At 41.8% G+C, this 13,746-nt stretch carries 11 protein-coding genes; 7 read left to right on the top strand and 4 right to left on the bottom strand.

Going from position 1 to position 13,746, the window contains the following annotated elements:
- From MKX71_RS01320 to MKX71_RS01300, 5 genes are all read left to right on the top strand, one after another.
- Window positions 1-1,026, top strand: coding sequence for an ADP-ribosylglycohydrolase family protein (locus MKX71_RS01320; RefSeq protein ID WP_339231650.1), 1,026 nt, complete (start codon window positions 1-3; stop codon window positions 1,024-1,026).
- Between the two features lie 151 nt (window positions 1,027-1,177).
- Window positions 1,178-2,005 carry an AraC family transcriptional regulator gene (locus tag MKX71_RS01315; protein WP_003246321.1) on the top strand — a complete coding sequence of 276 codons (828 nt, stop codon included), beginning with the start codon at window positions 1,178-1,180 and terminating at the stop codon, window positions 2,003-2,005.
- Window positions 2,002-2,922: a DMT family transporter gene (locus MKX71_RS01310; RefSeq protein ID WP_339231648.1), complete on the top strand. Its 921-nt coding sequence runs from the start codon at window positions 2,002-2,004 to the stop codon at window positions 2,920-2,922. Before MKX71_RS01315 ends, MKX71_RS01310 begins: the two co-directional genes overlap by 4 nt.
- A gap of 74 nt (window positions 2,923-2,996) precedes the next feature.
- On the top strand, window positions 2,997-5,195 hold the full coding sequence (locus MKX71_RS01305) for a glycoside hydrolase domain-containing protein (RefSeq protein ID WP_339231646.1): 2,199 nt from the start codon (window positions 2,997-2,999) through the stop codon (window positions 5,193-5,195).
- Between the two features lie 88 nt (window positions 5,196-5,283).
- Window positions 5,284-6,195: a hypothetical protein gene (locus tag MKX71_RS01300; RefSeq protein ID WP_167559191.1), complete on the top strand. Its 912-nt coding sequence runs from the start codon at window positions 5,284-5,286 to the stop codon at window positions 6,193-6,195.
- Window positions 6,196-6,708: 513 nt separating this feature from the next.
- Here MKX71_RS01300 and MKX71_RS01295 read toward each other — a convergent pair.
- From MKX71_RS01295 to MKX71_RS01285, 3 genes are all read right to left on the bottom strand, one after another.
- A complete protein-coding gene (locus MKX71_RS01295) occupies window positions 6,709-7,959 on the bottom strand; it encodes an MFS transporter (protein WP_029726948.1) in 1,251 nt (416 codons plus the stop codon).
- Window positions 7,956-8,873, bottom strand: coding sequence for a helix-turn-helix domain-containing GNAT family N-acetyltransferase (locus tag MKX71_RS01290; protein WP_339231645.1), 918 nt, complete (start codon window positions 8,871-8,873; stop codon window positions 7,956-7,958). The genes MKX71_RS01295 and MKX71_RS01290 overlap by 4 nt, the downstream gene beginning before the upstream one ends.
- 91 nt (window positions 8,874-8,964) lie before the next feature.
- A complete protein-coding gene (locus MKX71_RS01285; protein ID WP_015715167.1) occupies window positions 8,965-9,213 on the bottom strand; it encodes a YbeF family protein in 249 nt (82 codons plus the stop codon).
- A 295-nt stretch (window positions 9,214-9,508) separates the two neighbouring features.
- Here MKX71_RS01285 and glpT point away from each other — a divergent pair, with 295 nt between their 5' ends.
- Entirely contained in the window at window positions 9,509-10,843 is a 1,335-nt protein-coding gene (glpT, locus tag MKX71_RS01280) for a glycerol-3-phosphate transporter (protein ID WP_003246460.1), read from the top strand.
- A 98-nt stretch (window positions 10,844-10,941) separates the two neighbouring features.
- Window positions 10,942-11,823, top strand: coding sequence for a glycerophosphodiester phosphodiesterase (locus MKX71_RS01275; RefSeq protein ID WP_339231644.1), 882 nt, complete (start codon window positions 10,942-10,944; stop codon window positions 11,821-11,823).
- A 45-nt stretch (window positions 11,824-11,868) separates the two neighbouring features.
- Here the strand turns inward: MKX71_RS01275 and MKX71_RS01270 are convergent, their stop codons facing one another.
- Entirely contained in the window at window positions 11,869-13,488 is a 1,620-nt protein-coding gene (locus MKX71_RS01270) for an APC family permease (RefSeq protein WP_003246447.1), read from the bottom strand.
- Window positions 13,489-13,746: the final 258 nt, after the last annotated feature.

Here is a 13,746-nt window from a genome sequence, read left to right as displayed (position 1 = left end):
ATGAGAGGCAGAAGAATGATAGATAGATGGGAAGATGACAATAAGAGCTTTCTTAAACTTAATATAAAAAACAAAGTTCTTCCAACAATATACGGTGGCATTATAGGAGATATGTTAGGAGTCCCTGTTGAATTCAAAAAAAGAGGAGATTTTCATGTGCAGGATATGGTAGGATACGGCACCTATAATCAACCTCCTGGAACCTGGTCTGACGATACATCTCTGACCTTGTGCCTGATGGAGAATATGATTGAAAAAGGGAACATAAATGATTTAATGCAGAAATTTAAACTGTATCAAGATGAAGGTTACTGGACGCCGTATGGTGAAATGTTTGACATTGGCAGGACGACCGTTGAAGCAATTACCCGATTTAGGAAAGGTGTTCTGCCAGAAAAATGCGGCGGTCAGTCAGAATTTGATAACGGAAATGGAGCATTAATGAGAATTTCACCATTAGTGTTTATTTTGCATAAGGAATTCGATTTTGTGAAAAAAGCGGAGATGATCAAGAAATACACTGAAATAACCCATGCCCATCCGCGTGCTATAGTTGGTTCCATTATTTATGTTGAACTATTACTAAGGCTATATTATAACAATTCAATTGATACATCTTTAAGAGAAGTGAAAGAGCTTTTCGACGAGAATTTCAAAAAAGAACATATATACCATAAAGAGTTAACACATTATAAAAGAATTTTTGAAAAAAGCTTTTTGAATACACCAAGAGAAGAAATTCGATCAGACGGGTATGTCGTTCATACTTTAGAAGCGGCAATTTGGTGTTTCGGCACTACATCTTCATTTACCGAGGCTGTACTAACAGCAGTGAACTTAGGAGAAGATACTGATACTGTAGCATCAATAACAGGATCGATAGCAGGAATGTATTATAAGCTAGATGGGATCCCAGGAGATTGGTTAGAAAAAATAGCTCGTAAGCAAGATGTTGATAAATTAATAGAAGTATTTTATCAGTATTGTGCAGATAAAGCGATTATCGAGCAATATGGGGATATTTAGATTTACGTTAAAATACTTAATCATACAAGGTAACGAAAGCAGATCAATAACGGTCTGCTTTCTCTATTCCTAAACAGCAACATCATACAAGAAATCCCCCAAAATCATGCTACACTTAATCCAAGACCACCACACCGACAGGAGGCATCCCATGCAAAACGAAACCCGCACACTGCAGCTTGACCCACACCTTCATATAGAAGCCTACCGCTTCAAGGGAATTATGCAGAAGTTCCCGAACCACTTTCACGATTATTATGTGATTGGATTTATTGAAAAAGGGCAACGGTATCTGGCCTGTCAGGATCAAGAATATATCATCAATCCAGGTGATCTTCTCCTCTTTAACCCCCGTGACACGCATAGCTGTGAACAGATTGACGGCCGGACGCTTGATTATCGGTGTATCAATGTCATGCCGGATATCATGGAGAAGGCGGTGAAAGAGATTACTGGCTCCGGGCATCTCCCTTATTTCTCCCAGCATGTGTTATTCCGCCATGAGCTGACAGCCAGCCTGCAGGAATTGCATATTTTGATATCCGAGGAAAAACAAGCTTTGCGTAAGGAGGAGCTGTTTCTTCATCTATTAGAGGAGCTGATCCGCCATTATTCAGATGTCACGTTCCTTAGCAGCGTTCCAGAACCATCAGACGAAGTCAAAATGGTTTGTGAATTTTTAGAAGAGCATTATGCCGAAAATGTCACACTCAATGATTTGAGTGAATTAACAGGCTGGAGCAAGTATCATTTATTGCGTTCATTTACAAAACAAAAAGGCATTACCCCTAATAGCTACATGGAAACAATCCGGATTAATCAAGCCAAAAAACTCCTTGAACAAGGGGTAAGGCCGATTGATGCGGCATTTCAGACAGGATTCAGCGATCAGAGCCATATGACGAAGTTTTTTAAACGGCAGGTGGGGCTGACGCCGAAGCAATACATGAAGATTTTTGAAAAGGAGCTTCACAGATGAACATACAAAGAGAAACTTCGGGGCATATCGCAGCCATTGTGACCATTCTGATTTGGGGGACGACCTTTATTTCGACAAAAGTTCTGCTGGCTGACTTCTCTCCAATGGAAATATTATTTTATCGGTTTTTGATGGGCTTTATCGCTCTTATCCTCGTCCGTCCCAACATGATTCCGTTCAGAAATTGGCGGCAGGAGCTGTTGTTTGCCGGAGCTGGTTTATTTGGCGTAACCTTATACTTTCTATTAGAAAATATAGCTCTCACCTATACATACGCCTCCAATGTCGGCATGATCGTGTCCATTATACCGATGATCACTGCGGTTTTGGCCCATTTTCTGCTCGAAGGCGAAAAACTGCGTCTGACTTTTTTGATTGGATTTGTCTCGGCACTGATCGGGCTTTTATTGATTACGTTTAACGGCAATGTGGTACTGCGTCTAAATCCGCTCGGAGACATCATGGCAGCCGGGGCTGCTCTCGTGTTTGGCGGATACTCGATATTCATGAAAAAATTAAGCGCTTACGAATACCACATCATCGAGCTGACACAGAGAGTATTTTTGTATGGCCTATTATTTATGGTTCCCGCTTTATTTTTGTTCGACTTCCATTTTGACCTAAGCCGATTTTCATCTGGTTCAAATATACTCAACATGCTTTTCTTAGGGATTGGCGCTTCGGCCCTGTGCTTCGCCACTTGGAATTATTCAGTCGGCGTGCTCGGAGCCGTCAAATCCAGTGCTTATATATACATGGTCCCGGTTATCACAATCGCCGCCTCCGTCCTGGTCCTGCATGAAAACATGACATGGATCGCTCTTCTAGGAGGCGCCCTTACGCTTTTAGGCCTCTACATCTCGGAGATGAAACCGAAAGCGAAGCTGTTGGAGAACGGATGTAAAATGGATGCTTAACGGCATCCATTTTTTTATTTTGTCCTACGTTTGCCACCTATAAATGAACGCAATCTAACAAAGGAGGAATCGAAATGGTTGATGAAATGGTCTTAATCACACAGCAATGGCTGAACGATACGTACAGCGGCAAACATGGGTATAACCCAGTTGAAGAAAGCGGGAAAACTGGGTGGGATACGATCTACGGTCTGACTCGGGCGCTTCAAATTGAATTGGGTATCTCAGAGCCAGCCGATAACTTCGGGCCGACAACACAGCGCTTATTTAAGCCTCTTAAACGCCAAGCTCCAGATTCAAAACCAAGCAACATGAATTTTATTTTACAAGGGGCTTTATGGTGTAAAGGCTTTAATCCCGGCGGTTTTACAGGCGTCTTTTACGAAAAAACAGAAAATGCGGTAAAAGAATTTCAAAAAGCTGCCGGACTGACAACACAGGATGGGATTGTCACCACGTTAATTATGAAAGCCTTATTAGACATGAGCGCTTTTAAGCTGGTGTCTGGGGGTGATTCAAGAATTCGCCAGATTCAACAAAACTTAAATCGGGACTACAATGACTATATCGGGTTAATGCCTTGTGACGGACTGTATGGCCGCGATACAAATAAAGCTCTTATTTATGCCCTACAAAAAGAAGAAGGCATGAGCACAAGTGTTGCCAATGGATTTTTCGGAAACGGCACCACAAGTTTGTGTCCTACTTTAACTCCCGGCGATTCAAGAACAGGATTTGTCTTAATTGTTCAGTACGCCCTCTATTGTAACGGAAAATCGTTCGATCCTGGTGAGTTTGACGGCAAATATGGTGTGGGTGTTGTTTCAGCTGTTAAAGCATTTCAAGAGTTCATGTGCCTGCCGCAAACAGGTTATGCAGATATGCCAACCATTAAAGCTTTATTATCAAGCTCAGGAGACACAACTCGCGCCGCTTCTGCTTGTGACACTGCTACAATTATAACCGCAGAAAAAGCTCAAACACTGCGGAATAACGGTTATAAAACGGTTGGCAGATATTTGACCGGAAATGTGCGGACAAGCAGCGGCCTCACATCAAAAGCCCTGACATCTAAAGAGCTTGCAGTTATTCTCGATGCCGGATTGAAGGTTTTCCCAATTTATCAAGACGGCGGCTATGAATCTTCTTATTTTGTCAAAGACCAAGGCACAAGAGATGCATATAGTGCCGCTTCTGCTGCTAGAAGATTAGGTTTTCCGTCAGGCACGACCATTTATTTCGCTGTCGATTTTGATGCATACGATTATGAAGTGACCGATAAAATCATTCCTTATTTCCAAGAGATTAAGTCAGCATTTACAAAAATGCAGACATTTTCAACCGCACCTAAGTATGAAATAGGGGTTTACGGACCAAGAAACATTTGTATCCGTACATCAGAAGCAGGACTGACAAAGTATAGTTTTGTGGCAAATATGTCAACAGGATTTAGCGGCAATCTCGGCTATCCGATGCCAAACAACTGGGCCTTTGATCAATTTTATGAAGGAACCATCGGAAGCGGTTCTGGAAGCATCGGGATTGATAAAGACGGATTTTCAGGAAGAGACTCAGGTGCAAGCAATGTAAATCCGCCGTCTGATCCGGTATATGATGCAAGGCTGCGTACACTGACAGACATTTTATCTACCATTCCGGCTTTAGAAAATCTAACAAGTTTGGCAAACGCGATGTTTGAATTTGATACGACAGAAACCATTTTCACATCACCTGAGTTGGATATTATTCTATCAACTTCACTTCTGGCAACCATTCCAAGTGAAGGTTCACCAAACACAATTACCATTACAAATGGTAAACCAGGTGCCTATATCACGGGTTTATTGGGCGACACTCAAACGTCTCTCACTGCGTCACAAATCGACTCTTATCAAAACCTTTTAAATAGTCTGAGCTTATCAGTACGCAACGGTTATTTGGAGGTTTATGTAAATTCAACAGCTGAATCTTTAAATATTCAAATTAAAATCTATACACCTGATATTCCAGTCGGTGACAATATCACAACTGGACTAACGACTACGATTACGTTTAAAATAAAGACGTACAAGGGAGTACCAGTTACGTCTCCCGAGAGTGAATTAGCGTTAGATTGGCCGTCTTATGATCAATATTTATTCCCTGTTGTAGGTGTTGCTGCACTTTTACTAATTGGGAATATGGGCAGTGATTTAACGAACAATAAAGGAGTCAAAGTAGCTACCGCATTATCTGCTATGTTACTGGCCATTTTTGCTTATTATACTAGCTAACTTTAATACAAAACTGCATGAACATAAGTTAAAATATGCTCATGCAGTTTTTTTAGTTTATCTATCGTCTTTTGGAGGTTTATCAAAAATGAAAAATGATCAAATAGTTTTTGAAAAAACAAAAAACATCGCTCATGATATCAATCAGATGCAAAATCAGCAGGAGATAATAGATTATCTTTTTCGCCTAGATTCTCTGACACTCAACCAGTTGAAGCACTATTATTCGGAACCTTCTCTTCCGCTTCAGTTTCTTGTGAAAGTAGCAGTTTTATGCATGTTTATATCTATGACTTTAGCTTCTTTCCTTTTCATCCAAGCAAAAGAAGTCTTCACCAATACTATTCTTTCAGATATTTCACCTGCAGTGTTTTCTATTTTTACAGTCATTTGTATTTTTATGACTTATACTAAAATCTTAAAAAAAGGAAATAAAAACAAAGGAAAAGCATCCCTTAATCAACGATCTGAATTCTATGAGAAAAACAAGTTAATTAATGCAATACTTTATAAAAAATATAAAATGGATCAACAAAACATACAGGCTAATAAACATACTGCCTCTGATAATGAAGATTCAATGAATTTTAGTGCTGTATTGAATCATGTTCTTACAATTAGTAAAAATGATAAAGAGCTTTTGGGCTACTTAGATACAAGAGATAATGCTATGCTAAGCCAATTAAAAGCATATTTTTCAACTCGTCCATTTTCCCTTCCACATTATATGAGTTTGATGTTTTGCGGAAGTATTATTGTTGTCTATGCAACTTCTTTATTTTCAGGACAAATCAATTACATTGACATACCACACATTTTTATCTTTCTATTATTAATTATTTTCTTGAAAATCCTTATTGATTTGATAAAGCTTTTAAATATATCTAGAAAAGGACAATTACATACTGTTCTGCACTTTGCACAGAGAGCCGAATATTTGCGAATGAGAGGAGTTATAGATTTTATTCTAACTGAAAGATATAACAAAAAAATCATGTAATTTTGTTTCATCCTTACTAAGAAATACTCAATTTTTATACTTTAAGAGATTTATATATTGAATGTAGACCACCATACATATAAAGAAACAGAAACAGCAACTTTATTTTAGAACATAAAAAAGATGATAAAGAACTTCTTATTTTCCTAAACAAATATGATTCAATCATGCTGAATCAATTAAAGGTATTCTTTAGTGAACCACTGCTTACATTCAAACACACTTGCCAAAATCGTATGTACTGTGACATTAATAACGTTATACTTCTATTTTTTCAGCACTCGTTTTAATGAATTAATAGAATTAGCTGTACAAATGTTTTTTGCCTTGATCGGCCTTTTTTGGGTTTTTATTGTTTCCCCATTTTCAAGAAAAGTTCAAATTTCTGAACGCTTCAAACAAAAATCCGAAAACGCCCGCATAGTCGGTATGATCGACTTCGTATTAGAACAAAAATACAAAAAAAGCATCTCTGAATAATCCCAAATCAGAGATGCTTTCCCTTTGTCCTCATCACTTGTCTACCACAGACGCACTGTCACGCGTGACCGCCGCAGGCTCCCTCAGCATCACATTCATTACGCTCGCAAGCACGAGCATTCCAATCGACAAATAAAAAGCCAGTGTATACTCACCCGTTACCGTATAGATGACGCCGGGCACATACGCACCTAGTGCCGATCCGATCTGATGGGCGAGTGACAGCCAGCCAATCATGAGGCCGATCGAGTAGTTTTGAAAGTACTGGGTGGCGAGCATTTGAGTCGGTGCTACCGTTGCAAAATCCACTAATCCAAACAGAATCGCAAAGGTTAAAAGCAAGTAGGGCTCGTGGCTGTAAATAAGAATCACGATCGACAGCGCCCGCACCGCATATAAAAAGCACAGGATTTTCCGGCTGCTCCACCGGTCCGCTACAATTCCGGACAGCAAGATGCCAGCAATATTAAAGCCTGCCAGCAGACTGACAGCAGCACTCGTGACTGTCGTTGAAAAGCCATGATCATGAGAAAACGGAATCAAATGGGTATCCATCAGCCCCACGGTCGTAAATCCACAGATCAAAAACGGAAAAATCAAGAACCAGAATTGCCTCATACGAAACATCCCGGCCACTGAAAGAGCTGTTGTTTTGGGTGCTGTTTCTTTTTCTGATGCAGCCAGTCCGCCTATCGGCTCTGTATTCTTTTCTGAAGGATTGTTCCGAAGCATCAGCAGCGCAGCCGGAAAGACAATCACGATTAACAGCAGTCCCAACACCACAACCGTCAGCTTCCAGCTAAACCAATGGATCAACATGAGTGAGCCGGGAACGAGAAGCATTTGCCCCGCGCCAAAGCCTGCTTCCATGATCCCAAAGGCTAGTCCCCGCTTTTTGCTGAACCAATTGACGACCAATACACTTGCCGCCACATTCGACGCTCCTCCCACTCCAAGCGAGACACCCAGCCCATAAAGCAAAAACAGCTGCCAAGGCGAAGTCACAAGGTATGTTAAGAAAATGCTGACTCCTGTCAGTAACGCACTCCATGCCAAAACAGCCCGGGCACCCCATTTGTCCACAAGCCGACCGATCACAGGCTGTGATATGCCATAAACAATAAAACTCACCGTCGAAATCAGCGAGATGGTGCTTCTATCGATTGAAAACTGCCGTTCCCACGGCTCCACAAACGCACCAAACGACAGCCGCACCCCCTGAACCGCCAATAAGATCAAAAAGGTGACGGAGACGATGATCCACGCATAATGCAGTCTTTTCATGACAGCTCCAAATCCCACCGTTCTTCTGTCAGCTGCTGTCCCCATAATGGCGCTTCTTGTTTTACTTCACTTATCCTGAATCCAAATTTTTTATAGAGCGGACGAGCCTCAGCCATGGTACTCACCGTCCAAAGGAAAATGCGGTCAAACTTCATGTCTTGGCAGTATGCAACCAGATGCTCCAGCAATTGCGTGCCGAGCCCCCTGCCCCGAAAATCCGAATCAACCAGAAACCATCTGAGCTGAACTGTCTTTTCATCATGCTTGACCAACCCGACAGAGCCGGCAAATTTCCCGCCGCTTTCCGCAATCCATATTTTTTCGATTTCAGCGTCAAATGTCTCCTGAAGATAAGCTAAAAACGTTTCATCCCAACCGTGAGCCTCCGCGTAAAATTGTCTTTGTTTCTCAATAAGGAGTTGAAGATCCTCCGAGAGAAAATAATCTCTAATCGATATCTCTGATGATCTGGCAGAAAGCGACTGTGAAAGGATCGCTTCAATCTCTGCCATCGCCTCGGCAAGCTTGTGCTGCTCCTTTTGGTTGATTTCATTCAGCATCAGTTCTACTTGTTCGTTGGCTTTCTCCTCCAGCTTTTTATAAATCGTTTTTCCTGTTTCTGTGACAAAAATATAATGGTGGCGGGCGTCATCTTTGCTCCTCTGTTTATAGATCAAATCTTCTTTTTCAAACTGCTTCACAATCCTGCTGACATATCCCCGGTCAAGCCCCAGCTTATCCTGAAGAGCTTTTGCCGTACAATTATGCGTATTATAAATCTCAAATAAAATCCGTGTTTCTGTTAAGGAAAACGGGCTGTCGTAAATGTGCTCATTAAGGAAACCAAGGACGTTTGTATAAAATCGATTGAACTTTCTGAATTTTAATCCGACAGATGATTCTCTTGTTTTCAAATCAATCCCCACTTTCTAATATTGTTGACTAAGCCAATTATAATCACATATAGTTGCCTTAGTCAACGATATGTTAGAAAGTGAGGTCTTTTTAATTTCCTGATTCCTTCCTTTTCCTTACCACAATCAATGTGATATAGGATAAAGCCAGAGAAACCAAGCTATAGACAACAGCCCATCCCAAAAATGATTCATTAAAAATGGTAAAGGTGAGCACAAGAGAAATCACCAAACTAAGCATTGGCATCAGATACGGATTTTTACAAATACAGGTCCCGACAATCGATAGCAGCATAATTCCTAACGGTAAAATAAAGAATGCGATATCTAATTCATCCACCTTTAAACAGCCTCCCTCCAGATTTTTATGTTACTAGTAAAAAACATAACTTCATTTAGTAAAAGGATAATATTTACTTCCCTAAGGCCCAATTTGAAAATTACCCGTTTACATTCGCTCCGGACTATGATAATTTAAGAAAGCGCTATCACGATAAGTTAATAGCTTGGATGGAGATGAGGAGAGCCAGGAATCCAACCCCTTTTGACAAGGGGTGTTTTCTGGCTCTTTTTGTTTTTCGGGAAAGGAGGCACGCCACACATCCAGCACAAACAGCAAAGGGGGATAATTGTTAATGCTTAATATATTTAAACCGGCTCCTCACATTGAGAGACTGGATGATTCAAAGATGGATGCGGCATACAAACGGCTCAGGCTGCAAGTATTCATTGGTATTTTCATTGGCTACGCAGGCTACTACCTGCTGCGGAAAAACTTTGCCTTTGCCATTCCTTATCTGCAGGAACAGGGATTTTCGAAAACAGAACTGGGTTTGGTGCTGGCCGCTGTGTCCATTGCGTACGGCTTCAGCAAATTCATCATGGGAATGGTGTCTGACCGCTGTAATCCGAGATATTTTCTGGCGACAGGCCTATTTTTATCAGCAATCGTTAATATTCTATTCGTTTCAATGCCTTGGGTGACTTCGAGCGTCACCATCATGTTTATTTTTATGTTTATCAACGGATGGTTTCAAGGAATGGGCTGGCCGCCATGCGGCAGGACGATGGCCCATTGGTTCTCTATAAGTGAACGCGGCACAAAAATGTCGATCTGGAATGTCGCCCATAACATAGGCGGCGGTATTCTTGCTCCGCTTGTCACTCTTGGGATCGCGATGTTCGTCACTTGGAAAAGCGTGTTTTTCTTCCCTGCCATCATCGCCATTATCATTTCATTTTTAATTGTTTTATTGGTTCGTGATACGCCTCAATCCTGCGGACTCCCGCCAATTGAAGAGTATCGGAATGACTATCCAAAACACGCTTTTAAAAATCAGGAAAAAGAATTAACAACAAAAGAAATTCTTTTTCAATATGTGCTGAACAACAAATTTCTTTGGTACATCGCTTTTGCCAATGTATTTGTTTATTTCGTGCGATACGGCGTGGTTGACTGGGCGCCTACTTACTTAACAGAAGCCAAAGGCTTTTCTCCTGAAGACTCACGCTGGTCGTATTTTCTTTACGAATACGCAGGCATACCGGGAACGATCTTGTGCGGCTGGATCAGTGACCGATTCTTCAAAAGCCGCCGGGCACCGGCAGGCGTTTTGTTTATGGCGGGTGTTTTCATTGCCGTATTGGTGTACTGGCTGAATCCGGCCGGCAATCCGCTCGTGGACAATATCGCCCTGATCAGCATTGGCTTCTTAATCTACGGACCTGTTATGCTGATCGGCCTTCAAGCAATTGATCTAGCACCGAAAAAAGCAGCCGGAACTGCAGCCGGTTTGACCGGATTTTTCGGATACATCGGTGGATCCGCCTTCGCAAACGCCATTATGGGCTTTGTCGTTGACCGCTTTAATTGGAACGGCGGCTTTATCATGCTGATCTCTTCCTGCATTCTTGCCATCGTCTTCTTGGCTTTGACGTGGAATACAGGAAAACGGGCAGAGCATGTTTAAGAAAGACACATAAAAGATTAATAGTTTTCCAACACGCCGTTTACATCCGTTTTTTAATATGAAAGACAGGTAGTGCTTATCTATAAGGAGGAGAAATCATGAGAAAAAATAGAATACTGGCCTTGTTTGTTCTGTCGCTGGGCTTACTCTCATTTATGGTAACGCCAGTGTCGGCAGCGTCAAAAGGAAACCTGCTGTCACCTGACCGTATCCTGACCGTCGCGCACAGAGGGGCTTCTGGATATGTGCCTGAGCACACGATTCTGTCTTACGAAACCGCTCAGAAAATGAAAGCTGATTATATTGAATTGGATCTGCAAATGACAAAAGACGGGAAATTGATTGTCATGCATGACGAAAAACTGGACCGTACCACAAACGGAACGGGCTGGGTGAAAGACCATACGCTCGCAGACATTAAGAAGCTTGACGCCGGTTCTTGGTTTAATGAAGCCTATCCGGAAAAAGCAAAGCCGCAGTACGTCGGCCTTAAAGTTCCTACATTAGAAGAGGTATTAGACCGTTTCGGAAAGCACGCGAACTACTACATTGAAACAAAATCGCCTGACACCTACCCAGGTATGGAAGAAAAACTGATCGCTTCTTTGCAGAAACATAAATTACTGGGGAAACATTCTAAGCCAGGCCAGGTGATCATTCAATCGTTCAGCAAAGAAAGCCTGATAAAAGTCCATCAATTACAGCCAAACCTGTCGACCGTTCAATTGCTGGAAGCCAAACAAATGGCGTCAATGACAGATGCTGCCCTGGAAGAAATCAAAACATACGCTGTCGGTGCGGGCCCGGATTATAAAACTTTAAATCAAGAAAACGTCCGTATGATCCGCAGCCACGGCCTCCTGCTTCACCCTTACACAGTCAATAATGAAGCAGATATGCATCGCCTGCTTGATTGGGGCGTAACAGGAGTGTTCACCAACTATCCTGATCTTTTCTACAAAGTAAAAAAGGGTTATTAAAAGCAAAAAACCTTGCGACAACTATCGCAAGGTTTTCTTCATATTTTATTCTTTTCCGGCAGCAGCTTCTGACTGTCCATTAAGCAGCTGAGAATTTATCTCTTTCGCATCCTTTAAGTATTCTGTCTGGTAGCCGCTCTTCAGCGCCCATACATAGAATACAAGTGATACCATCGCAATCAGAACCATATCCCAGCCATAATGAATGACATTCAGGCCGCCGAATTTATCACTACCCAAATAAGAAATGACCATCATGGCCAGCAGATAAAACACCATCCAGACGCCGGCTTTGAAGTTTCGGCCAAACCCTTTCCATTTCGCCTTCGCCTGATAATAAAAATAAATCGGAAGACCGATCAGGATAATAAACAGAACCTGTCCTGTTAACGGCCAGCGCGCCCAATACAGCACCAGTGACGCAAAGATAAATCCAAGCGGGGCAATCACGTTCAAGCCTTTTAAACGAAGAGGCCTGTACAGGTCTTTCCCCGTCCGTCTCAATGTCATGACTGTGATCGGGCCGGTGATATAAGAAATTAACGTAGCAACGGAAATAATTTCCGCTAATACACCCCACCCTCTGAACAGGAACAAAAAGATGAACGACACAATCAAGTTAAAGAACATTGCTTGTCGCGGAACGCCGTAAATCGGATGAAGCTTCCCGAATATACTCGGCATGTATTTGTTTTTTTCCATTCCGTAAATCATTCGGGACGTTGTCGCCGTATACGTAATCCCCGTTCCAGACGGTGATACAAATGCATCTGCATATAACACAATAACTAGCCAGTTAATATTCAGCGCAATCGCCAGATCAGCAAAAGGAGAATTAAAATTCAGATGGCTCCAGCCGTGAGCAATATCAGAAGGATTCACAGCTCCAATGAAGGCGATCTGCAGCAGGACATAAATCACTGTCGCAACGAAAAGAGAGCCAACAACCGCAATCGGAATTGATTTCCCCGGATTTTTTGCTTCACCCGCCATATTAATCGGGCTTTGGAAACCGTTAAACGCAAAAACGATACCGGAAGTGGCAACCGCCGTCAGCACACTTGCCCAGCCATTCGGCGCAATGCTTTGACCGCCAGTAAAGTTTTCTCCGTGGAATCCGACAAACAGCAAAGCTCCAATCGTAAGACCCGGAATAATAATTTTAAAAATCGTAATTAATGAATTCGCTTTCGAAAATAGATTGACTGTCCAGTAGTTCAGCAGAAAATAAATGAGAAGCAATACAGAGGCAAATGCTAGTCCTTCCCCAGTCAGCGTTCCATTCTTCACCAAACCGCTTGTCCATTTCGCCCATTCCCAAGGCCAAGAACTCATATATTGAACGGAGGCCACCGCTTCAACCGGAATGACGGACACAATCGCAATCCAGTTGGCCCAGCCCGCAATAAAACCGATAAACGAACCGTGTGAATATTGCGTGTATTTGACCATTCCCCCCGCTTCAGGGAACATAGAACCTAGTTCACTATAAGAAAGAGCAATAAATAAAATGACGACCATTCCAATAACCCATGAAATAATAGCAGCTGGTCCTGCTATTTGAGCCGCACGCCAAGCCCCGAACAGCCAGCCTGAACCGATCATCGACCCGAGCCCGACCATCATGAGGGAAAACGTTCCCATTCTTCGATGCAATTGATTCATATCGTAAACACCTTTCATGTATGATGACATTCTCTTGCTAATTATATTATTATTCTGATTACTTTACTTTGTCAATATTTATCGAATTTTGACTGAAATCTATAATAAGTCAATGTATATTACCTTCCAATACAGGAATGAAGTCACTAGTTTCTTCTTAAATGGAATTTAATGTTAATTCCGATGATAAAAACACAGGTTTAGCAATTTCCAAAACGGGAATGATACAGGAAACACTATTCTTAAAATAGAAAGGAG

This window comes from Bacillus sp. FSL M8-0071 (genome assembly GCF_037975455.1).
In the GTDB taxonomy this organism is placed as follows: domain Bacteria; phylum Bacillota; class Bacilli; order Bacillales; family Bacillaceae; genus Bacillus; species Bacillus subtilis.
This window is presented reverse-complemented; position numbering and strand designations above follow the sequence as displayed.

Coding starts and splice junctions, on each gene's coding strand:
- glpT (WP_003246460.1), top strand. CDS start 9,509: ATGCTTAATATATTTAAACCGGCTCCTCACATTGAGAGACTGGATGAT.
- MKX71_RS01295 (WP_029726948.1), bottom strand. CDS start 7,959: ATGAAAAGACTGCATTATGCGTGGATCATCGTCTCCGTCACCTTTTTG.
- MKX71_RS01320 (WP_339231650.1), top strand. CDS start 1: ATGAGAGGCAGAAGAATGATAGATAGATGGGAAGATGACAATAAGAGC.
- MKX71_RS01315 (WP_003246321.1), top strand. CDS start 1,178: ATGCAAAACGAAACCCGCACACTGCAGCTTGACCCACACCTTCATATA.
- MKX71_RS01300 (WP_167559191.1), top strand. CDS start 5,284: ATGAAAAATGATCAAATAGTTTTTGAAAAAACAAAAAACATCGCTCAT.
- MKX71_RS01270 (WP_003246447.1), bottom strand. CDS start 13,488: ATGAATCAATTGCATCGAAGAATGGGAACGTTTTCCCTCATGATGGTC.
- MKX71_RS01310 (WP_339231648.1), top strand. CDS start 2,002: ATGAACATACAAAGAGAAACTTCGGGGCATATCGCAGCCATTGTGACC.
- MKX71_RS01275 (WP_339231644.1), top strand. CDS start 10,942: ATGAGAAAAAATAGAATACTGGCCTTGTTTGTTCTGTCGCTGGGCTTA.
- MKX71_RS01305 (WP_339231646.1), top strand. CDS start 2,997: ATGGTTGATGAAATGGTCTTAATCACACAGCAATGGCTGAACGATACG.